This window comes from Komagataeibacter sp. FNDCF1 (assembly GCF_021295335.1).
In the GTDB taxonomy this organism is placed as follows: domain Bacteria; phylum Pseudomonadota; class Alphaproteobacteria; order Acetobacterales; family Acetobacteraceae; genus Komagataeibacter.
The window spans coordinates 2,503,007-2,522,115 of sequence record NZ_JAIWOT010000001.1 but is presented as its reverse complement, the minus strand read 5'-3'; the positions used below and the strand labels follow the sequence as shown (position 1 = coordinate 2,522,115).

Annotated in this window: 21 protein-coding genes and 1 tRNA gene; 17 read left to right on the top strand and 5 right to left on the bottom strand. The window is 65.1% G+C overall.

Annotated elements, in window-relative coordinates:
• Positions 1-17: 17 nt before the first annotated feature.
• Positions 18-467, bottom strand: coding sequence for a YjjA family protein (locus tag LDL32_RS11945; protein ID WP_233067194.1), 450 nt, complete (start codon positions 465-467; stop codon positions 18-20).
• Positions 468-566: 99 nt separating this feature from the next.
• Positions 567-887, bottom strand: coding sequence for a YggT family protein (locus tag LDL32_RS11940; protein ID WP_233067193.1), 321 nt, complete (start codon positions 885-887; stop codon positions 567-569).
• A gap of 143 nt (positions 888-1,030) precedes the next feature.
• On the opposite strand from LDL32_RS11940, the gene LDL32_RS11935 reads away from it, so the two are divergent.
• Positions 1,031-1,106 (top strand) — tRNA-Ala (locus tag LDL32_RS11935).
• Positions 1,107-1,165: 59 nt separating this feature from the next.
• Here the strand turns inward: LDL32_RS11935 and LDL32_RS11930 are convergent.
• Positions 1,166-1,453 carry an endoribonuclease L-PSP gene (locus LDL32_RS11930; RefSeq protein ID WP_233067191.1) on the bottom strand — a complete coding sequence of 96 codons (288 nt, stop codon included), beginning with the start codon at positions 1,451-1,453 and terminating at the stop codon, positions 1,166-1,168.
• Positions 1,454-1,607: 154 nt separating this feature from the next.
• On the opposite strand from LDL32_RS11930, the gene LDL32_RS11925 reads away from it, so the two are divergent.
• The 16 genes from LDL32_RS11925 to LDL32_RS11850 all read left to right on the top strand — a co-directional run bounded on the left by LDL32_RS11925 (position 1,608) and on the right by LDL32_RS11850 (position 15,593).
• The gene (locus LDL32_RS11925; RefSeq protein ID WP_233067189.1) at positions 1,608-2,051 is read left to right on the top strand and encodes an HPr kinase/phosphorylase; all 444 of its coding nucleotides are present in this window, start codon (positions 1,608-1,610) and stop codon (positions 2,049-2,051) included.
• Positions 2,052-2,185: 134 nt separating this feature from the next.
• Complete coding sequence (gene rapZ / locus LDL32_RS11920; RefSeq protein ID WP_233067187.1) at positions 2,186-3,154, top strand: RNase adapter RapZ; 969 nt, start codon at positions 2,186-2,188, stop codon at positions 3,152-3,154.
• Complete coding sequence (locus tag LDL32_RS11915; RefSeq protein WP_233067185.1) at positions 3,151-3,612, top strand: PTS sugar transporter subunit IIA; 462 nt, start codon at positions 3,151-3,153, stop codon at positions 3,610-3,612. Before rapZ ends, LDL32_RS11915 begins: the two co-directional genes overlap by 4 nt.
• On the top strand, positions 3,602-3,901 hold the full coding sequence (locus tag LDL32_RS11910; RefSeq protein ID WP_233067183.1) for an HPr family phosphocarrier protein: 300 nt from the start codon (positions 3,602-3,604) through the stop codon (positions 3,899-3,901). The genes LDL32_RS11915 and LDL32_RS11910 overlap by 11 nt, the downstream gene beginning before the upstream one ends.
• Entirely contained in the window at positions 3,888-5,726 is a 1,839-nt protein-coding gene (gene ptsP / locus LDL32_RS11905) for a phosphoenolpyruvate--protein phosphotransferase (protein ID WP_233067181.1), read from the top strand. Before LDL32_RS11910 ends, ptsP begins: the two co-directional genes overlap by 14 nt.
• Positions 5,719-7,098, top strand: coding sequence for an anthranilate synthase component I family protein (locus LDL32_RS11900; RefSeq protein ID WP_233067178.1), 1,380 nt, complete (start codon positions 5,719-5,721; stop codon positions 7,096-7,098). The genes ptsP and LDL32_RS11900 overlap by 8 nt, the downstream gene beginning before the upstream one ends.
• Positions 7,095-7,907, top strand: coding sequence for an aminotransferase class IV (locus LDL32_RS11895; RefSeq protein WP_233067176.1), 813 nt, complete (start codon positions 7,095-7,097; stop codon positions 7,905-7,907). The genes LDL32_RS11900 and LDL32_RS11895 overlap by 4 nt, the downstream gene beginning before the upstream one ends.
• Before the next feature lie 113 nt (positions 7,908-8,020).
• Positions 8,021-9,601: a bifunctional phosphoribosylaminoimidazolecarboxamide formyltransferase/IMP cyclohydrolase gene (gene purH, locus LDL32_RS11890; RefSeq protein WP_233067173.1), complete on the top strand. Its 1,581-nt coding sequence runs from the start codon at positions 8,021-8,023 to the stop codon at positions 9,599-9,601.
• 102 nt (positions 9,602-9,703) lie between these two features.
• Positions 9,704-10,468, top strand: a complete 765-nt coding sequence (locus tag LDL32_RS11885; RefSeq protein WP_233067171.1) for a hypothetical protein — start codon at positions 9,704-9,706, stop codon at positions 10,466-10,468.
• 122 nt (positions 10,469-10,590) lie between these two features.
• Complete coding sequence (locus tag LDL32_RS11880; RefSeq protein ID WP_370636765.1) at positions 10,591-10,932, top strand: AtpZ/AtpI family protein; 342 nt, start codon at positions 10,591-10,593, stop codon at positions 10,930-10,932.
• 12 nt (positions 10,933-10,944) lie between these two features.
• Positions 10,945-11,694, top strand: coding sequence for a F0F1 ATP synthase subunit A (locus tag LDL32_RS11875; RefSeq protein WP_233067166.1), 750 nt, complete (start codon positions 10,945-10,947; stop codon positions 11,692-11,694).
• A 61-nt stretch (positions 11,695-11,755) separates the two neighbouring features.
• Positions 11,756-11,980, top strand: a complete 225-nt coding sequence (locus tag LDL32_RS11870) for an ATP synthase subunit C family protein (protein WP_003616715.1) — start codon at positions 11,756-11,758, stop codon at positions 11,978-11,980.
• A 16-nt stretch (positions 11,981-11,996) separates the two neighbouring features.
• The gene (locus LDL32_RS11865; RefSeq protein WP_233067163.1) at positions 11,997-12,611 is read left to right on the top strand and encodes a hypothetical protein; all 615 of its coding nucleotides are present in this window, start codon (positions 11,997-11,999) and stop codon (positions 12,609-12,611) included.
• 30 nt (positions 12,612-12,641) lie between these two features.
• Positions 12,642-13,136, top strand: a complete 495-nt coding sequence (locus LDL32_RS11860) for a F0F1 ATP synthase subunit B (protein WP_233067160.1) — start codon at positions 12,642-12,644, stop codon at positions 13,134-13,136.
• A gap of 21 nt (positions 13,137-13,157) precedes the next feature.
• The gene (locus LDL32_RS11855; RefSeq protein WP_233068867.1) at positions 13,158-13,913 is read left to right on the top strand and encodes a glycosyltransferase family 2 protein; all 756 of its coding nucleotides are present in this window, start codon (positions 13,158-13,160) and stop codon (positions 13,911-13,913) included.
• Positions 13,914-13,925: 12 nt separating this feature from the next.
• Entirely contained in the window at positions 13,926-15,593 is a 1,668-nt protein-coding gene (locus LDL32_RS11850) for a glycosyltransferase family 39 protein (protein ID WP_233067158.1), read from the top strand.
• A 94-nt stretch (positions 15,594-15,687) separates the two neighbouring features.
• Here the strand turns inward: LDL32_RS11850 and LDL32_RS11845 are convergent, their stop codons facing one another.
• Both LDL32_RS11845 and LDL32_RS11840 read right to left on the bottom strand, forming a co-directional pair.
• Positions 15,688-16,788, bottom strand: coding sequence for an oxidoreductase (locus tag LDL32_RS11845; RefSeq protein ID WP_233067155.1), 1,101 nt, complete (start codon positions 16,786-16,788; stop codon positions 15,688-15,690).
• 123 nt (positions 16,789-16,911) lie between these two features.
• Positions 16,912-18,651 carry a porin gene (locus LDL32_RS11840; protein WP_370636764.1) on the bottom strand — a complete coding sequence of 580 codons (1,740 nt, stop codon included), beginning with the start codon at positions 18,649-18,651 and terminating at the stop codon, positions 16,912-16,914.
• Positions 18,652-19,109 lie beyond the last annotated feature (458 nt).

Sequence of the window (19,109 nt, the reverse complement as noted above, 5' to 3'; positions counted from 1 at the left end):
GCACATCCGGACCGGCTTCAGAGCAGGGACTTGCCCTGCTTCAGCACGGCGCTGCACACCTTCTTGGTGGCCTTCTGCTTCAGGTTCCCCTCCAGCGAGGAAAGCGAGAAGGTGTTGCCGTTGCCGGTATCGAGAATACCGTTCTGGCCATTGGTGTACTGGCTGCCCGACGTATCCAGCCCCGACTTCTGCTTGAGCGAGGACAGCAGGGTGGAGGGGCTGTTGCCCTGCAGGTAGTTGTTCTGCACGCAGTAGCTCAGCAGGCCCGTGACATTGGACGAGGGCAGTGACGAGACGGAGGGGATGTTGACCCCGCTGCCCGAAAGCAGGCTGGCCGCGTTGCCCAGCCCACCGGAGGAGGAGCCCCCCAGCCCGCCAAAGCCCTGCGCATGGGCCGGTGCGCCCGACAGCGCCGCCGCAAGCGGCAGTGCCGCGATGAGTGCCAGGAAACGGTTCGTTTTTTTCATCTAGTCACAACTCCTGAAATCCGGCCCGAAGGAACCCCGGGGCCATCGCCCCATCATACCCTTCGCGTAACAGGCGGGGATAGCCCGCAGCCATGGCTTTTATGCAATACCGACCATAAGCATGCCATACACCTTGCCCAGCACCGGCATCAGCACGTACTGGATGAGCAGCAGCAGCACGAGCGGGCTGAGATCGATATTGGCGATATTGGGCAGCATGTTGCGGATCGGCTGCAGCACCGGTTCGGTCATGCGGTACAGGAAATTGGAAATGTTCCACACGATCCGGTTGCGCGGGTCCAGGATGCCGAACCCCAGCAGGAAGCTGAAGATGCATGCCAGCAGCACGACCCATGTATAAAGCTGGATAAGTTCGAACAGCAGATTGAAGATGATGGTGAGCAACGGGCCAACTTTCATGAAGCACGGGAAGCTGAATCTAGTGTCCGTACGGTTCCCATACAACCATCATGAACGCGTCATGGCTGGCTGGAAAGGATGTGGCCGGGCAAAATGCATCTTGACTTGCACCGGCCCATGGGTATTTATCACGCGAGGATTGTGGGGCTGTAGCTCAGATGGGAGAGCGCTTCGTTCGCAATGAGGAGGTCAGGGGTTCGATTCCCCTCAGCTCCACCACCATCCTTCTCTTGAAAATTCCGTCATGAACGATGTCCGGCCTGATCCGCGCGGGCCGTTTACTGTTCCGCATCCTGCGCGGGCAGCGCGATCAGTTCGATTTCCGCCAGCTTTCCGGGCTGGGTGAAGGGGCTGACCAGACGCAGCGTCGTGGCCGGGCAGGTGCGGCCGAACAGGTCATTGAGCAGCGGGAAACAGGCCGCGAAACCGTCAGTCGCGCAGAGCGTGAACACGATGCGGGTCACATTGTCCGCCCCCATCCCCTGCCGTGCCAGCCGGGCCATGCCCGTGGCGAGTGCTTGGCGGATCTGGGGAAAAAGATCGGGGGAGAATGTTCCTGTCTGCATGTCCTCACCGGTCAGATGCCGGATGTGTACCTCTGCCGGGGGGTGGAACGGTGTATTTTCTTCCATTAACCCCAAAATCACAAAGCGGTCATGTTTTGTCCATGAAAAATTTTTCCTTTCCCGCAAAAGCCCGTTTCCCGATAGGCCATATGGCATGAATGAGCCGGTCCAGATCCATGCCTCCTGTGCCGCGCGGGGGGCGCAGGGCATCCTGCTTGTCGGCCCGTCCGGGGCGGACAAGTCGGATCTGCTGCTGCGGCTGGTGGATGCGGGCTACGGGCTGGTTGCGGATGACCGTGTCTGCCTGCGCGGGCCGTGGGCCAGTGCCCCGCCCGCCCTGGCCGGACTGCTGGAGGTACGCGGCATCGGAATCGTGCGCATGGCATGGCATGGGCCCGTGCGTGTCGCCGCCGTGGCGCGGCTGGTTTCATCACGCGACCACGCGCCCCGCCTGCCGCCACCGCCCGGGCGTGATGCGGTGACGGGCCAGCCGGAATTCCTGCTTGATCCCGCACAGCCTTCCGCCGTGGCGCGGGTCGGGTTGATACTGGACTGCGTTGCCGGATACAGGCAGTTGCTCGATGATGGAGAGATGTGATGCCGCAGCCCCTTTTTATTATTGTCCATTCGGGGGAGAATGGATGCTGGAACATGTTTCGGCACCGCCATGATACAGCGATGTGTCACCCGGCATATGGCTGACAGGAAACAGGGTTTTGCGTGACTGACACCATGCGTGAAGACACACCGCTCCCCCGTCGCATCCTGCTTGTGACCGGTCTGTCCGGGGCAGGCAAGTCCTCGATTCTCCGTATTCTGGAGGATCTGGGGCATGAGGTGATCGACAATCCCCCCCTTGGCATGCTGGACGAGATTGTCGCCCGCGCCGAGCGGCCGGTCGCGATCGGGGTGGATTCGCGTACGCGCGGGTTCGATGCCTCCGCCGTGCTGGCCGCCCTTGCGCGGCTGCGTGTCAATCCGGCGCTGAATGCGGAACTGATCTACGCCACGGCGGAGGAAAGCGTGCTCCTGCGCCGGTATACCGCCACCCGCAGGCGCCATCCGCAGGCCGTGCACGGCACCGTAAAGGAAGGGATCGAGGCGGAAATTCCCCTTACCTCCCCCCTGCGCGAAGCCGCCGACGTGGTGATCGATACCTCCGACCTGCCGCCGCCCGAACTGCGGCAGCTGGTGGAGGCCCGGTTTGGCGAATGGTCGGCAGGCGGGCTGGACGGGCTGACGGTGGCGCTGATGTCCTTCGCCTTTCCCGCCGGTGTCCCGCGGGAGGCGGACATGGTGTTCGACGCCCGCTTCCTGACCAACCCCTATTATGACCCGGCACTTTCGGCCATGACCGGGCTGGATGCGCCGGTGGCCGAATATGTGGCGCGCGACCCCGATTACCAGGAATTCCTCGACCGGATGGTCGGCCTGCTGGAACTGGTGCTGCCGCGCTTCGTGCGCGAGGGAAAGAAATACGCCACCATCGCCATAGGCTGTTCGGGCGGGCGGCACCGCTCCGTAACCCTGGTGGAAGCGATGGCGCTCAGGCTTGCGCAGCAGGTGGGCAGCCCCCATCATGATGCGTGGCCGGTGGTGATCATGCATCGTGAACTGGCCCGGCAGGGCCGCAGCAGCTGGCGCTGGGCCAGCCGCCCGCGCGGGCAGGCGGAAACAACGGAGCAGACACCCCGGAAATGATCGGTCTTGTATTCGTCATGCATGGTGTCCTGGGCGAGACCCTGAAGGGGGAACTCGAACATGTTGTCGGCCCGCAGGCGCAGGCGGCGGTGTTCAACGTCACCGCGACCACGCTGCCCGGTACGTGCAGGCTTGCGCTGCAGCAGGCCATCGACTCGGTTGATAGCGGGCAGGGCGTCATCCTGCTGACCGACATGTTCGGCAGCACGCCCTCCAACGTTGCGGTATCGGTGCTGGAAAACGACCGGGTGGAAGTACTGACGGGGGTGAACATGCCCATGCTGGTCAAGCTTGCGCAGATGCGCGGGCACGCGGGCATGCGTGAATGCCTGAGTGGTGCGGAAGAAGCGGGGCGGCGCTACATCTCGGTTGCCTCCCACCTGCCGGCCGCGTGCCTGACGGGTGCGGGCGAATGCGTGGCGGGTGAGGCGGACAGCGTGGCAGGCCATGGTGGCTGACCCCATGGCGCAGGGCACGGCCGTACGCGTGGATGTGGAAATCGTGAACCAGCGCGGGCTGCACGCACGCGCCGCCGCGAAATTCGTGACCATGGCGGAAAAATACGCGGCGGAGATCGACGTGACCCATGCGGGCATGACGGTGTCGGGGCATTCGATCATGGGGCTCATGATGCTGGGTGCCGGCAGGGGCGAGACAATCGGCATTACGGCACGCGGCCCGCAGGGGGCGCCCGCACTCGCGGCCCTTGTCAGACTGGTCGGGGCCGGTTTTGATGAAGACGGCTGAACGTCGTCCCGCGCGTGGTCCGCGTAGTGGCGAAGTCCGGCTGGAGGGGCAGCCCGTCTCCCCCGGTGTTGCCATCGGCCATGCCGCCGTCGCGCATGAACCCGTGCCACCGCCGGTTGATACCGCGCGGCGTGACTGCGACCCCGAACACGAACGCACCCGCCTGCATGAGGCGATCGGCCGCTCCGCCGCCCAGTTGCGCAGGCTGCACGAACGCCTGGCCCTGCTGCCCGAGGACGGTCAGGTGGAAATCGGCTCGCTGCTGGAAGTCTACCGCCGCATGCTTGGTCCCTCCCGCCTGCGGCGCGGCATAGAGGCCCGGCTGGCGCAGGGCATGGTGGCCGAAGCCGCAGTCCTGCAGGAAACCGAGGCACTGGCCACCGTCATGCTCGCCCCGCCCGGCCGCCCCGCGCCCGAGGGAGAGGACGCGGTGGCCGCGCGCCGTCGCGCTGGCGAATTCCGTGAAATCGGGCGCAGGCTGGTCCGCAACCTCAGCGGCACGCCCTACCGTTCCTTTTCCACGCTGCCTGACGGGGCCATCCTGGTGGCTGAACAACTCCGCCCCGCCGACGCCGCCCTGATCGATCCCTCCCGCATTGCCGCTGTGGTAACGGAAGAAGGCGGCAGCACGGGCCATACCGCCATCCTGCTCCGCGCCCTTGGCATTCCGGCTGTACTGGCCGCCCATGGGCTGCTGGCGCAGATCGGGCGGCGCACGCGGCTGGTGGTGGATGGCACGACCGGGCGGGTCGTCATCCGGCCTTCCACCCGCACAGCGGCGGCGGCGAAGGTGGATGTCGCCGCCTACGCGCGGGAGCGGCAGATGCTTGGCCGCCTGCGCCGCCTGCCTGCCCGCCTTTCCAGCGGGGAGGTGGTGACGCTGCAGGCCAATCTGGAAATCCCGGCCGAACTGCCCATGATCGCGCAGTCCGGTGCCGCGGGCATCGGGCTGCTGCGCAGCGAATTCCTGTTCATGAACGCTGAAACCCTGCCCGATGAAGACAGGCAGGAAGCCATCTACCGCCCCCTGATCGAGGCCATGGCGGGCGATCCGGTCACGATCCGCGTGGTGGACTGGGGCAGCGAGAAGAACAGTGATGCCCTGTCGCGCATGGGCATAGGGGACGGCAGCGATGTCAATCCGGCGCTGGGTGTGCGCGGCATCAGGCTGCTGCTCCAGCACCGTGGAATCCTTGAGACCCAGTTCACCGCCATCCTGCGCGCGGCCACGGCGGGGCCGGTGCGGGTGATGCTGCCCATGGTGTCCTCGGCGGGGGAAGTGCGGGCCGTGCGGGACATCTATGCCCGCATCGGGCGCAGGCTGCGACGCCGGGGGGTCGACATTCCCGATCCGCTGCCGCCGCTTGGCATCATGATCGAGACACCGGCCGCGGCCCTCATGGCCGATGTCCTGGCGCAGGAAGCGGAATTCCTTTCCATCGGTACCAATGACCTGACCATGTACACCCTTGCCGCCGACCGCGCGGCACGGGATATGACCGTGCTGTATGACCCGTTGCACCCTGCCGTGCTGCGGCTGGTCCGCATGGCGGCGGATGCGGGGCTGCGCCAGCGCAGGCCGGTTTCCCTGTGCGGGGAAATGGCGTCCGACCCGCAGGCCGTGCCGCTGCTGGTGGGGCTTGGGGTACGGTCATTCTCCATGCATGCCTCCGCCGTGCCACGGGTTAAGCGGGCGATCCGGGCGGTGGGGATGGATGACTGCCGGCGCATGGCGGCCCGCGCGCTGGAAGCGGCCGACGGGCAGGAAGTCGGCGCCATGCTTGCCGCCTATGCCGACAGCCTGCGGCAGGACGACCATGGCTGACGGCGGCACGCTGGTCAGCCTGCCCTGGCGCGACGCGGACGGGATCATGGCCGCGTGGGGGCACCTGCCGTGGCTGGCCTGCCTTGACAGCGGGGGTGAGGTCGGCCCGCGTGCCCGGTGGATCATCATATGCCGTGACCCGGTGCATGTGATCGTGCAGCATGAGGGTGCCTGCCGGTGCGATGGCATGCCCGTGGCGCAGCCGCTGCCCGAACTGCTGCGCCAGCACCTGCCTGCACGGGTCTGTCCCGCTGCCGTACCGTTTGCCGGTGGCGCGATCGGGTTCATTGGCTATCGCGTGGGCATGCGGGTGGAAGGGATCACCAGCCGCCATGCGGCCGGTGACCCGGGGGAGCCGGAGGCGGCTTTCGGAATTTATGACCATGCCTTCGTGCTGGACCGCATGACCGGGCAGGCATGGCTTGCCGCCACGCAGCCAATGGCCCCGGACCGTATCGCGGCGCTGGCGGCACAATGGGCGGCCATTGGCCCGGCCGGGCCACCACGGGTGCTGCCGCGTCTATCCTTTGTCCCGGATCAAGGTGGCGCGGCCTATCGGGCCACAGTGGCGCGGGTGGTGGCACGGATCGCGGCGGGAGAAGTCTTTCAGGTCAACGTGACCGGGCGCATGCGGGCACACCGGCCCGACGGGTTGGGGGCGGCAGATGTGTACCGGGCGCTGCGCGCGGATTCGCCAGCGCCCTTCGGGGCATTCCTGGCAGGGGCGGATGGCTTTGCGCTGCTCAGTGCCTCGCCCGAGCGTTTTCTCTCGCTTGCGCCCGATGGCACTGTCCGCACCCGGCCCATAAAGGGCACCGCCCCGCGCGGCCATGACGCGGCGGAAGATGACCGGCTGGCTGACCGCCTGCGGCACGATGCCAAGGAACGGGCGGAAAATCTGATGATCGTCGATCTCATGCGCAACGATATCGGCCGTGTCGCGGCGCTGGGCAGCATGGGGGTGAGTGAGCTGTTCGGGGTGGAACGCTTCACGCATGTCCTTCATCTGGTATCGGAAGTGACGGGGCGGCTGCGTCCGGAATGTGATGCGTTCGACCTGCTGGCCGCCACCCTGCCACCGGGTTCGGTCACGGGGGCGCCCAAGCACCGCGCCATGCAGATCATCGATGAACTGGAAGCCTCCCCGCGCGGGGCCTATTGCGGCACGGTGGTCCGTATCGGCCATGATGGCGCGATGGACAGTTCCGTCATCATCCGCACGCTGGTCATGACGGCGGACCACATCACGGCGGCGGCGGGCGGCGGCATTACCCATGATTCCGACCCCATGCGCGAATACCGCGAGATGCAGCTGAAAATCGCGGCCCTGCTGTCGATTTTTGGCGGTCCGCCCCCCGGGGACCATCCATGACCCCGTCCGCCCCGCTGCCCGTATGGCTCGACGGCCGGCTGCTGTCCGCCGCACAGGCGCGCATAGACCCGGCGGACCGTGGCTTCCTGCTGGGGGATGGCGTGTTCGAGACCATGCGGGTTGCCGGGGGGCGGGCCTGTCATTTCGCGCGGCATATGGACCGGCTGGCCCATGGGGCCGCCGTACTGCACATGCCCCCGCCCGACAGGGCCACTGTTGCGGCCGGCGTGCAGGCTCTGCTGGCTGCCTGCGCGCTGGTGTCGGGGTCCCTGCGGCTGACGCTGACCCGGGGCACCGGCCCGCGCGGCCTGCTGCCGCCCGTTGATGCCGTACCCACCTGCCTCATCACCGCCACGCCCGCCACGCCCCCGTCCACCCCGGTGCGGCTGGTGACCGCCACGCACCGGCGTGATGAAGGGAGTGTGCTCTCACGCATCAAGAGCCTGAACTACCTTCCCTCCATCCTGGCGCGGATGGAGGCTGCGGCACAGGAAGCTGATGACGCGCTATTGCTCAATAACGCGGGCCATGTGGCTGAGACCAGTGCCAGCACGCTGGTCGCCTGCCTGGACGGCCGGCCCGTCACGCCCCCGGTCCATGATGGCGCGCTGCCCGGTACGGTGCGTGGCGTGCTGGTGGAGGCGGGACTGCTGGCGGTCGGACGCATCGAGGTTGCCACCCTGCGTGAAGCCTGCGCCATTTTTACCCTGAACAGCCTTGGCGCGCGGGAAGTGGTGGCGCTTGATGGCCGCGCGGTTCCCCGCAGGCCGGACGTGCTGGCGGCACTCCGCGCATGCGCATATCGCTGATTTCTGCCCCGGACAGGCCAGTCATGGCATTTCGCTTATTGCCCATCGCGGGGGGGTTGGACTAATCCAACCCGCATTGGCTCATTTCCAGCTTGCGTGAAAGGTCACCGCTGATGACCCCCCCCACCACCGTGCCGGTTCGGCGTGCCCTGATTTCCGTATCCGACAAGAAGGGCCTGCTTGACCTGGCCCGTGCCCTTGTCGCCCACGGCGCGGAAATCCTCTCGACAGGCGGGTCCGCCCGCGCGCTGCGTGAGGCCGGTATCGCCGTGCGCGACGTGTCGGAACATACCGGGTTCCCCGAAATCCTTGATGGTCGCGTCAAGACGCTTGTGCCGCAGGTGCATGGCGGCATCCTGGGCCGGCGCGACCTGCCCGCGCACGTGCGCCAGATGGAAGAACACGCGATCGCACCCATCGACCTCGTGGCCGTCAACCTCTACCCGTTCGAGGCCACGGTGGCATCGGGCGCGGGGCCGGAGGACTGCATCGAGAACATCGACATCGGTGGCCCCGCCCTGATCCGCGCCGCCGCCAAGAACCATGCCCATGTGACGATCGTGACTGACCCGGCCCAGTATGCGGACATCATCACCGCACTGGAAAACGGTGGCACCACGCTGGAACAGCGCACGAAACTGGCTGGCGCCGCCTATGCCCGCACCGCCGCCTATGATGCCGCCATTGCAAAATGGTTCGCAGGCCAGGAAGGCGAGGACCTGCCCCAGCGCATGATCGTGGCGGGCGAGAAGCGCGAGAGCCTGCGTTATGGCGAGAACCCGCACCAGAAAGCTGCCTTCTACACCGATGGCACCACCCGCCCCGGCGTGGCCACGGCACGGCAGGTGCAGGGCAAGGCGCTGTCGTACAACAACATCAACGACACGGATGCGGCGTTCGAGGCCGTGGCCGAATTCGATGAACCCGCCGTGGTGATCGTGAAGCACGCCAACCCCTGTGGCGTTGCCACCGCCGCGACACAGGCCGAAGCCTGGGACAGGGCGCTGCGCTGCGACCCGGTTTCCGCCTTTGGGGGTATCGTAGCCCTTAACCGCACGCTGGAGGCGGAAGCCGCCACCCGCATCGCCACCCTGTTCACCGAAGTGATCGTGGCCCCCGACGCGACCGAAGAAGCCTGCCAGATCCTGGCGCGCAAGAAGAACCTGCGCCTGCTGCTGACCGGCGCCCTGCCCGACCCCGCGCAGGGCGGGGTTGTGGTGCGTTCGGTCGCCGGTGGCTTCCTGGCCCAGACGCGCGATAACGGGCGCATTGTTCCCGATGCGCTGAAAGTGGTGACGAAGCGCGCGCCGACCCCGGCCGAGATGGCGGACCTGATCTTCGCCTTCCGCGTGGCCAAGCACGTCAAGTCCAACGCCATCGTCTATGCCAGGGACCTGAGCACGGTGGGCATTGGCGCGGGGCAGATGAGCCGCGTGGACTCCGCGCGCATCGCCGCAACCAAAAGTGCCGATGCCGCAAAGGCCGCAGGCATTGATCACCCGCTGACACAGGGTAGCGTGGTGGCATCGGATGCGTTCTTCCCCTTTGCCGACGGGCTGGAGGCGGCCATCGCCGCCGGTGCCACCGCCGTGATCCAGCCCGGTGGCTCGATCCGTGATGACGAGGTGATCGCCGCTGCCGACAGGGCCGGTATTGCCATGGTCTTCACAGGTATGCGCCATTTCCGGCACTGATCCCAGTACTGGCCCCTTGCCTGTACGCCGGGGATGGCATGAGATGGCGGCCATCCCCGGCGGCACAGCCGGACCAAGACAGATATAAAGACGGGTACCCGCATGGACATTCATCGACGTTCCTCCTGCCGCCTGCTTGCGGGCGTGCTTGTGGCTGGCAGCCTGGCGGCGGGCGGCGCCCATGCGGCCACGAAGGGGGCGGCAGCCCCGGCTCCGGCGCCCACCGCACAGGTCGCCCCCGTGTTCGACCTGGCCCCGCTGCCCGTGACCACGGGGCAGCTCGTGCAGTTCATCCTGACCCCGTCGGGACAGGTGTCGGGCATGCTGCTGGCCGACGGCACGCAGGTTTTCTGTCCGCGCGAACTGGGTGACAGCCTGCCCGCCATCGTCCACCCCGGTGAGCAGGTGAGCATAAACGGCCTGAAGGGTGCCGGCCGCCCCATCGTGCGCGGCTATGCCGTGACCGGCCCGCGCGGGCGCCGGATTGCCGACGTACGGGTGGAAGGGGCCGCAATACCCTATGATTCCCCCAGCATCGGACCGGACGTGCCGGTGGACGGCACCATCCTTGCCCCGCTGTATGACATGCAGGGCAAGGTGCAGGGCGTGATCATGCGCGACCACGGCGTGGTGTATGTGGGCGAGACCAATGCCGCCCGCCTGGCTGGCTGGCTCAGGCCGGGGGCTCCGCTGCACGCCATCGGCACGGGTGTCACGGGGGAGCGGGGCACCGCCATCAACGCGCGTGAGATCGGTCCGGACGTGAACCAGGCAATCCATGTGGAGCCTGCCGATGCACCGCCGCCCGGTGCCTTTCCCGGCAGCGCGGGCTACGACGTGATCCCCGGCGGCTCAACGGCCGAGTAGGGATTACAAACGCAGTACGCGCAAAAAAGATGCGGTGGTTGCGTCTTTGTTTGCCACCGCTTGCTTGACAGGCTACCGCAGCATCGGTAGCTACCGCCTGCACCCTTGGGATGCGCGAGAATTTGGATAAGGATAACGACCCTTCCGGCGAGTCCTTCGACCGGCGACTGGAAGCAGCCCGCGAGCGCATTGCGCCGCGCAGGGCGGCGGAACGGGAAACCGGTGGAACGATGTCCGATCTGGGCCTGGTGATCAGGTCGGGAACGGAACTTGTCTCGGCGCTTGTGGTCGGGGTCGGGATCGGCTGGGGGCTTGACCACTGGCTGCACACGAAGCCCTGGTTCCTTATTGTCTTTTCGCTTCTTGGGGGGGTGGCAGGTGTGCTTAATGTCTGGCGTCTCGTCAGGCCCGATGCCATAAACACTGGGGCAGACGGGCCGGATGGCGACTCTGGACGGATATAGGGAAGAACGAAGTTGGCGGCCGGATCATCCATCGACGCGCTCGGTCAGTTCGAGCTCCATCCAGTTCTGGGTGCACTAGGCGAATCCCTGCGGTTCAGCCAGTCCCCCATGATGATGATTGTCGCCGCCATTGTGGTCCTGGCGTTCCTGTACGTGGGCATGCGGCCCGCGGCGGTGGTACCGGGCCGGCTGCAGTCGGCGGCGGAAATGTGCTACGACTTCATCTACAACATGGCGGTCGATACGATCGGCGTTGAAGGCCGCGCCTTCTTCCCCTTCGTGTTCACGCTGTTCTTCTTCATCCTGGCCGGCAACTATCTCGGCCTGCTGCCTTTCTCCTTCGCCTTCACCAGCCATATCGCCGTGACCCTGGCGCTGGCGCTGATGGTGTTCTGCCTCTCGATCATCGTGTCGCTCAAGGTGCAGGGGGCGAAGTTCTTCGCCCACTTCATGCCCGCCGGCGCCCCAAAGGCCCTGGCCCCGCTGCTGATCCCGATCGAGATCCTTTCCTTCCTTTCCCGTCCCGTGAGCCTGTCGATCCGTCTGTTTGCCAACATGGTCGCCGGTCACGTGATGTTCGACATGTTTGCCGCCTTCACGATCATGCTGGCCGGTCTGGGCTTCTTCGGTGACATCATCGCCGTTGGTCCCGTGGTCATCAATATCGCGCTGATGGCACTCGAATTGCTGGTCGGTGCATTGCAGGCCTATGTGTTTGCCATCCTTACCTGCATCTATCTGAGGGAGGCGGTGGCCCACTAAGGGCCCCAACCCCGCTTCCATCTATTTCAATCCAGAACGTCTGAAACAAGGAAAACAAGACATGGATATCGCAGCAGCCCGTGAAATTGGTGCCGGTATCGCCGTTATCGCCCTCGCTGGCGTTGGCATTGGCCTGGGTAACATCTTCTCCACGCTGGTCAGCAGCATCGCGCGCAACCCGTCCGCCCGTCCGCACGTGTTCGGTCTTGGCATGCTGGGCTTCGCCCTGACGGAAGCCGTTGCCCTGTATGCGCTGCTGATCGCGTTCCTGATCCTGTTCGTCTGATAAACAGGAGGCGAACATGGCGCGCGCCGTGATGTATGACAACATCCGAAGGGCGGGGTCCATCCTGGCTCCGTCCGCGCTGGCTCTGCCGCTGATGGCCATGGTTGCCCCTGGCGCGCGCGCCGAAGGCATGCCACAGCTTGATTTCGGCAATCCCTATGTCATCGGTCAGGTGGTATGGGGCGCTGGCATCTTTCTGGTACTCTATCTTCTGCTGAGCCGTTCGGCCCTGCCGAAGGTAGAAAAGGTTCTCTCGCTGCGTCGCCAGACGATCGAGACGGATCTTGGTATCGCCCACAAGGCCAAGACCCGTGCTGATGAAGCCGTGGCCGAACTGCATGAGGCCCGCCGCAAGGCACTGGCCGAAGCGCAGGCCAACGTGGACAAGGTTGTCGAGGAGGCGCGTCTTGCCGCTGCCCGGCAGACCGAGGAAATGAATGCGCGCCTGGCTGCGGAAATCCGGGAAGCCGAGACCCGCATCGAACAGGCGCGTGGGCAGGCCCTGTCCTCCGTGCGTGAGATTTCCACAACAACGGCGGAAACGCTGATCCATCAGTTATCCGGCATCGCCGCCCCGGCCGATTTCGTGACGGCAAAGGTCGGTTCTGCCGCGGCGGCCCGTGGTCTCTGACCGGTTGCCCAAGACAGACAGGTCATAATCATGTTTCATGATCCCCGTTTCTGGTCGGCTGTTGCCTTTGTCCTGTTCTTTGTCCTGTTCGGCCGTTCACTATGGAAACCCCTGGTGAGCGCGCTGGACGGACGGGCGGAGCGCATCCGTGCCGAGCTTGATGAAGCAGCCCGCCTGCGCCGCGAGGCCGAGCAGATGCTTGAAGATGCGACGCGCGACCGCGAAGCGGCACTGGCCGAAGCCAAGGAACTGGTCGAGCATTCCCTGCGTGAAGCCGCCAACATCGCGGCCCAGGCCAGCAAGGATGCCGAGGATACGGCCACCCGCCGTGAACAGATGGCAAAGGACCGTATCGCTGCCGCGGAGCGTTCCGCACTGCGTGAAGTGCGTGAGACGGCGGTTGACATCGCCATCCAGGCCACGCGTGAGACGCTTGCCGCCAGCCTGCAGGCCGATGCGGATGGCAAGATCGTTGACAGGTCGATCAGTGACCTGCCGGCCGCCCTTTCCCAGCGCGCTGCCTGATTGGCATTGCTGAAAGACGCAATGCACCGGATGCCGGACGGGGCGGAAGACCGCCCCGTCGTATCCATTATTGCCACCGTACTGGACGAGGGGGAGAATATCCGCCCCCTCTGCCAGGAAATCGCGGCCGTGCTGGCGCAATTGCCCAGGGCGGAAGTCATCTTTGTCGATGACGGCAGCACGGACACGACTCCCGCAGCGCTTGATGCTGTAAGACGCGACGGTATCCTGCCCGCACTGCGGATACTGACCCATGACAGGGCCTGTGGAAAATCTGCGGGCCTGCGTACCGGTATTGAAGCCGCGCGTGGGGAATGGGTGATCCTGCTGGACGGGGACGGACAGGATGATCCTGCCGATTTCATGTCCATGCTGGATACGTGCCGCACAACGGCAGGACGGGCCCCGCTTGTCGTGGGCGTACGGACCAGGCGGCAGGATACCCTGTCGCGCAGGCTTGCCTCACGTTTTGCGAACCGGCTGCGCAGTCGCCTGCTCAATGATGGCTGCCCGGATACGGGGGCATCGCTCAAGGCGTTCCGGCGCGAGGACTTTCTGGGCCTGCCCCAGTTTGAAGGCCTGCACCGCTACCTGCCCTCCCTTATGGGCCGGCGGGGTGTACCGCTGGTCTGCGTGTCGGTTCACCATCGCAACCGGCTGCATGGTTCTTCCAAATACACCAATCTGAACCGGGCCATTGTCGGCATCCGGGACATGCTGGGTGTGATGTGGCTTAACAACCGCGCCAGGATACCGAAACGCGTTACCGAACGCTGAAGGGATCGTGCCATGACGCGCCTGACCCTGCGCCACTACATACTTGTGGCGCTGTCCGTGTTTGTCCTGTTCCTGCCGGGGCGTGCATCACTGCCACCGCTGGACCGCGATGAACCGCGCTACATGGAAGCCACGGCCCAGATGCTGCATAGCGGCAACTATGTCGATGTCCGGTTCCTTGACCAGCCCCGCTACCTCCAGCCCGCCGGGATCTACTGGCTGGAGGCCGCTGCTGTCCGGCTGACCGGCATGCAGGACCGGCACGCCACCTGGCCCTACAGAATCCCCTCACTGCTGGCCGTTACAGCTGCTGCCGTGCTGACGGCGTGGATTGGCGCAGCCCTGTTCGGCCCGGCCTGTGGCCTGCTGGCTTCGGCCCTGCTGGCCGTGTCCGTGCTGATGACGGCGGAAGGGCGGATGGCCACCATTGACACCACGCTCCTGCTGGTGGTGCTGCTGGCGCAGTGCGCGCTGCTACGGGCCTATCTGGATCGGGAGCGCGATCTTGCTACCCCGCTTGCCGCGGCCCTGCTGTACTGGATGGCGCTGGGATGCGGGCTTATGCTCAAGGGGCCGGTGGTGCTCATTCCCGGCTTTGGCACGCCGCTGGCGCTGGCGCTGGTGGAGCGGCGCATCGACTGGTGGCGCCGCCTGCGCCCGGCATGGGGCTGGATGGTCATGCTGGCAATCGTAATGCCGTGGTGCATTGCCATTGGCGTGGTCAGCCATGGTGACTTCTTCTCCCGCGCGGTGGGACGCAACTTTCTGGGCAAGGTGGCCAGCGGGCAGGAAACGCATGGCCTGCCACCGGGCTACCATCTGGCGGTATTTGCCATTGCGTTCTGGCCGGGTTCGATTTTCGCGGCCATGAGCCTGCCCTTTGTCTGGGCGCAGCGCTTCCAGCCACATGTCCGCTACCTGCTGTGCTGGATCGTGCCGCACTGGCTGGTGTTCGAGGCGATTGCGACCAAGCTGCCGCATTACGTGCTGCCGACCTATCCTGCCATTGCCATTCTTGCGGCGGCGGCGATTGTCTCCTTTCCCACCAACTGGGAATGGCCACGCGCTGCATGGGCGCGGGGAGTGCTGGCGGCCTACGGGCTGGTCTGGTTCACGGTCGGTTCCGTGCTGGCCATTGCCGGGCCGGTACTGCTGTGGCGCATGGAAGGCATCGTGCCGTGGGCGGCGGTCCTGATCCCCGTGGGTGCGCTGCCACTACTGGCCCTGTCAGGATACATGATCCTGCATCGTGACATGCTGCGGGCGGTGATGACGGCGGTGGCGGCGGCTGTCGTCATTCATGTGGGCCTGTTCATCACGGTCATTCCGCACCTGAACACTTTGTGGCTCAGCCCAAGGCTGGCGGGTCTTGTGGCGGCCCATCGGCCCTGCGCACAGACCATCGTGGCCTCTACATCCGATTCGGAGCCCAGTCTCGTGTTCCTGCTGGGGCAGGAGACGCGGCTGATCAGTGCGGCTGCTGCGGCCGACTTCCTGCAACAGAACCAGAAATGTGGCATGGCGCTGGTGGGTGCGCGGGATCTGGCGGCCTTTGGCAGCCGCGCCCTGCACGACGGGCTTGACGTGCATGAACTGGGGCAGGAAACGGGCCTCAATTACTCCACGGGCAAACATCTGGAAATCGGTCTGTACGCCGTGGTTCCGCCATCCACGCCGTAAAACCGAAGGACGTTTCTGGCGAAGCCTTTTTCAGGACGCTTCAGGGAACGTCGCCTTTCTGGAAAAGACGGCACCCCGAAACGTCATTTTTCAATCATTTCTCGACGGGCCCTGTCCATGTCTGCATCCATTGCTGGCGTTCCGCCGTGGTCAGCGGCAGGGCAAGGCTCCTGCCTGCGTCGCTGGAGGCTACGGCGGTTTCCAGCACGGCCATCAGGGCAAGGGCCTGTATTGGGGGTACCGGGTTCACCCCCCGCCCCATGATCGCATCACGCAGCAGCGCGTAATAGATCCGGTAATCACCCGGCGGGGTGGGCAGGGCGCGGGATGCACCGGTTCCGTCAAACATCATGATGTCATCCGGGTCTTCGCCCCATCCCGGCGCGCCGGGGTGCAGGCCCGCGCGCAGTTGCGTTTCCTGCTGGTCGGCGTGATGCTTGAGCAGTGAGCCGGCGGTGCCATGCACGACAAGGCGCGGGCCGGGCCATGCGGCAAGCAGGCTGCAATGCAGGCTGACCCGTAACGGCCCGTATGTCAGCAGCACCTGTGCCCAGTCATTGCCACTGGCATCGTCACGCTGGCGCGTCAGACTGGCCTGCACGGTATCGGGCAGGCCGAACAGCTGCAGCGCCTGGTCGGCCATGTGCGGACCCAGGTCGAACCATAATCCGCTGCCCGGCGCATCCGTCTCGCGCCAGCGTGTGCGGACCTGTGGGCGAAAGCGGTCCATGCGGGATTCAAATTCGGTCACGCGCCCGACCAGACCGGCCCTGATGGACTGGCGGACCCCCATGAAATCACTGTCCCACCGCCGGTTCTGGAAAACGGACAGCACCCGTTCATGCGCCTGCGCCACGGTAGTCACCGCGCGGGCCTGCGCCACATCAAGGGTGAAAGGCTTGTCCACCACCACATGCAGCCCGGCCCGCATGGCGGCGATGGCAAGCGGGGCATGGGTCCTGTTAGGGGTTGCGATGACCACCATATCCAGGTCGGACAGGGCGAACAGGGCTTCGGGCGTGGCGACCACGTTCAGATGCGGCCAGTCCGCCAGTACGTCCGCGCGCCTGCTGGAACAGATGGCCGCCAGTTCCAGCCCTGGCGTGGCATTGATGAGGGGGGCATGGAACACACGCCCGGCAAAGCCATAGCCTGCAATGCCGACCCGTAATGGCCAGCGGGGCGGGTTAGGCATGTGTCCTTCCTTCCTGTCCGGTGTTGAGGCACCCAGTATGGCAGGAAACCTGACAGGAAAAAGAGAACAGGACATGAATATACCATTGCCGGGGCAGCCACGGCGCCCCGGCCACCGCACCGCTCAGAACAGCAGGATCATGCCGCCTGATGCACTGTTGTCGCTTTCCTTGTACGGACCATGGGCCGCCGAACTGGTATGGGCGTATTCCGCCACCAGGTTCAGCCAGTCGGTCATCTTGTAATAGGCTGCACCTACTTCCGATTCATTGCGGCGGACAAGGTCGGGATTGGTCTCACCCGGTGCAAGGTAGAGATTACTGACACCATAGCTCCCCACCAGTTTGAACTTCTTGGTGAAGTTGTACATCATCTGGACGTAGTAGCCTTCCGATGCACGCTTGTGGCCGTTGCTGGCCACACCATCAAAGAACAGGCCGGTCGTGCCCAGGCCGCTGCCCCGGTAGTAGTAGCCCACGAACTGCGCCGGGCCGTAGGTCAGCTTCGTGCCGATTTCGCCTGCTTCCGCCGTGACGCCACGCTTCTGGCCGGGGTTGACCGCATCATCCGTGGTGGTGGTGGTGGGCAGGTCGTAAACGCCCCCGATCCCCCCTGCACCGTTGGCTTCAAGCAGGGCCGTGTGCACGGTCGTTGTACGGCTGACCGTCAGGTCCTGCTGGTGCTGGGTCAGGAAGCTGGCCCAGATACGCGCACTCAGCCCACCGATCTTGAAGTCATAGGTGACCTTGCCCTGGATCATGGGTGAGCTGTGCTGGGTGGAGCCGGCCGAATAGGCCGTGCCGTTGGCATCCGTGCCGGAGAAATCGAACTCATCCAGCGGCTGCAGGATGCCGATCGTGCCCTGGAAGCCCTTGATCGTGGGGGACTGGTAGGAAATCTGCGGAATCCAGTCGGCATACACGTAGCCGACGCCGATGCGGCCCAGCGAGGTATTGCCCGGGGCCGAGTTGCTGCCGGTGGAACCGACACTCAGCAGGGTGGCGTCATCAAGGATGGCGTCACCGCCAAAGATGCCCAGGTCACGACCGATCTTGAACGTGCCCCATTTCTTGTTGCCAGCCGTCACGTAAACCTGACGAAAATCGATACCCGCGGTGCCAAGGCCCACCGGGCTGCCGCCGGTATTGGCGTTGAAGGCGCCGTTCTTGGCGTTGTCGATGCCGGGATACATGCCCATGACGGCGGCAAGGTCGATGCCGTTCTGTGTGGTCGAGAGCTTGAGGATCAGGCCCGCGGGCAGCAGGCCGTTGCGCAGGGCAGACGAGTCGAATCCGCTCGACCCGGTCGAGACACCGCCCGCCACCGGCATGCCGCCGGCCGGGCTGTTATAGGTATAGAACCCGTTGATGAAGCCCGACAGGTTGATGTTGATCGGCCCCGCCTTGAAGGTCAGGCCCTTGCCCGGTTCATATTTCGCCATGCGCACGAACGAGTCGCCACCCCCGAGCCCCATGGAATGCTGGGCGGCAAGCCATGTTGATTCAGCCGATGCCGCACTGGCCTGCGCGTTGGCCGCCGCCTGCTGGGCCTGCGCCAGCACGTAATCGGGGTCCATGCCGCCGCCGCCAATCTCGATCTGGCCGGGTGGCTGCACGGTATTGCCCATGGCGGTGCGCATCGGGGCATGGGCGGACGTGGGTGTCGCCACGTGGCGCTGGGCGGGCACGTATTGCGGGCGCGCGGCCGATGCGGCTTCACGCACATGCTGCATGTGGTGGGCCAGCAGGCCCCTGTACTCGCCCTGCGTCAGGCTGCCCTTGGCCTTCAGGATATCCAGGAGTTCACTATAATCATCAGCCCGTGCCTCATCCGGGTGGGCAATGGAGGCACCGCCCGTTGCCATGACAACCACCGCGCCGATACGCGCCAATTTTACTGCTGACATAGTATTAAACTCCCTGTCCGCATTCCTGTTGTATAAAACCCGGCGGGTCAATGGCCCCGTGATGGCCGGGGCGGGAACGGGGCGGGTCATGCCCCGACCGGCATGATGGAGGGATTTCTCCCCCCATGGCGGGGCAAAGGGGCGCAGAGCCGACTGGAACGCGCGGGATTCGTTAGGAAATGTCCCTTCTTTTTTATACAATGTTCAAAATATGGTCACCATGGAACACATGTGCGTTGCCTGCGTGGAAGCGTACGACATGGCAGTACGGAAGCCTGATTTTCTGGCTCCGCGGGGCAGGTCAAGCAACAGGCGGCAGGATGTATCAAACAATCGTGTGCGCATGAATTCCGCGCGTCCGGACAATAAAAAATGGACCCGGCCCCGGTGTAGGGAAGCGATAATACAAAACAGAT

Coding starts and splice junctions, on each gene's coding strand:
- LDL32_RS11945 (WP_233067194.1), bottom strand. CDS start 467: ATGAAAAAAACGAACCGTTTCCTGGCACTCATCGCGGCACTGCCGCTT.
- LDL32_RS11940 (WP_233067193.1), bottom strand. CDS start 887: ATGAAAGTTGGCCCGTTGCTCACCATCATCTTCAATCTGCTGTTCGAA.
- LDL32_RS11930 (WP_233067191.1), bottom strand. CDS start 1,453: ATGCAGACAGGAACATTCTCCCCCGATCTTTTTCCCCAGATCCGCCAA.
- LDL32_RS11925 (WP_233067189.1), top strand. CDS start 1,608: ATGAATGAGCCGGTCCAGATCCATGCCTCCTGTGCCGCGCGGGGGGCG.
- rapZ (WP_233067187.1), top strand. CDS start 2,186: ATGCGTGAAGACACACCGCTCCCCCGTCGCATCCTGCTTGTGACCGGT.
- LDL32_RS11915 (WP_233067185.1), top strand. CDS start 3,151: ATGATCGGTCTTGTATTCGTCATGCATGGTGTCCTGGGCGAGACCCTG.
- LDL32_RS11910 (WP_233067183.1), top strand. CDS start 3,602: ATGGTGGCTGACCCCATGGCGCAGGGCACGGCCGTACGCGTGGATGTG.
- ptsP (WP_233067181.1), top strand. CDS start 3,888: ATGAAGACGGCTGAACGTCGTCCCGCGCGTGGTCCGCGTAGTGGCGAA.
- LDL32_RS11900 (WP_233067178.1), top strand. CDS start 5,719: ATGGCTGACGGCGGCACGCTGGTCAGCCTGCCCTGGCGCGACGCGGAC.
- LDL32_RS11895 (WP_233067176.1), top strand. CDS start 7,095: ATGACCCCGTCCGCCCCGCTGCCCGTATGGCTCGACGGCCGGCTGCTG.
- purH (WP_233067173.1), top strand. CDS start 8,021: ATGACCCCCCCCACCACCGTGCCGGTTCGGCGTGCCCTGATTTCCGTA.
- LDL32_RS11885 (WP_233067171.1), top strand. CDS start 9,704: ATGGACATTCATCGACGTTCCTCCTGCCGCCTGCTTGCGGGCGTGCTT.
- LDL32_RS11870 (WP_003616715.1), top strand. CDS start 11,756: ATGGATATCGCAGCAGCCCGTGAAATTGGTGCCGGTATCGCCGTTATC.
- LDL32_RS11865 (WP_233067163.1), top strand. CDS start 11,997: ATGGCGCGCGCCGTGATGTATGACAACATCCGAAGGGCGGGGTCCATC.
- LDL32_RS11860 (WP_233067160.1), top strand. CDS start 12,642: ATGTTTCATGATCCCCGTTTCTGGTCGGCTGTTGCCTTTGTCCTGTTC.
- LDL32_RS11855 (WP_233068867.1), top strand. CDS start 13,158: ATGCACCGGATGCCGGACGGGGCGGAAGACCGCCCCGTCGTATCCATT.
- LDL32_RS11850 (WP_233067158.1), top strand. CDS start 13,926: ATGACGCGCCTGACCCTGCGCCACTACATACTTGTGGCGCTGTCCGTG.
- LDL32_RS11845 (WP_233067155.1), bottom strand. CDS start 16,788: ATGCCTAACCCGCCCCGCTGGCCATTACGGGTCGGCATTGCAGGCTAT.
- LDL32_RS11840 (WP_370636764.1), bottom strand. CDS start 18,651: ATGGCAACGGGCGGTGCCTCCATTGCCCACCCGGATGAGGCACGGGCT.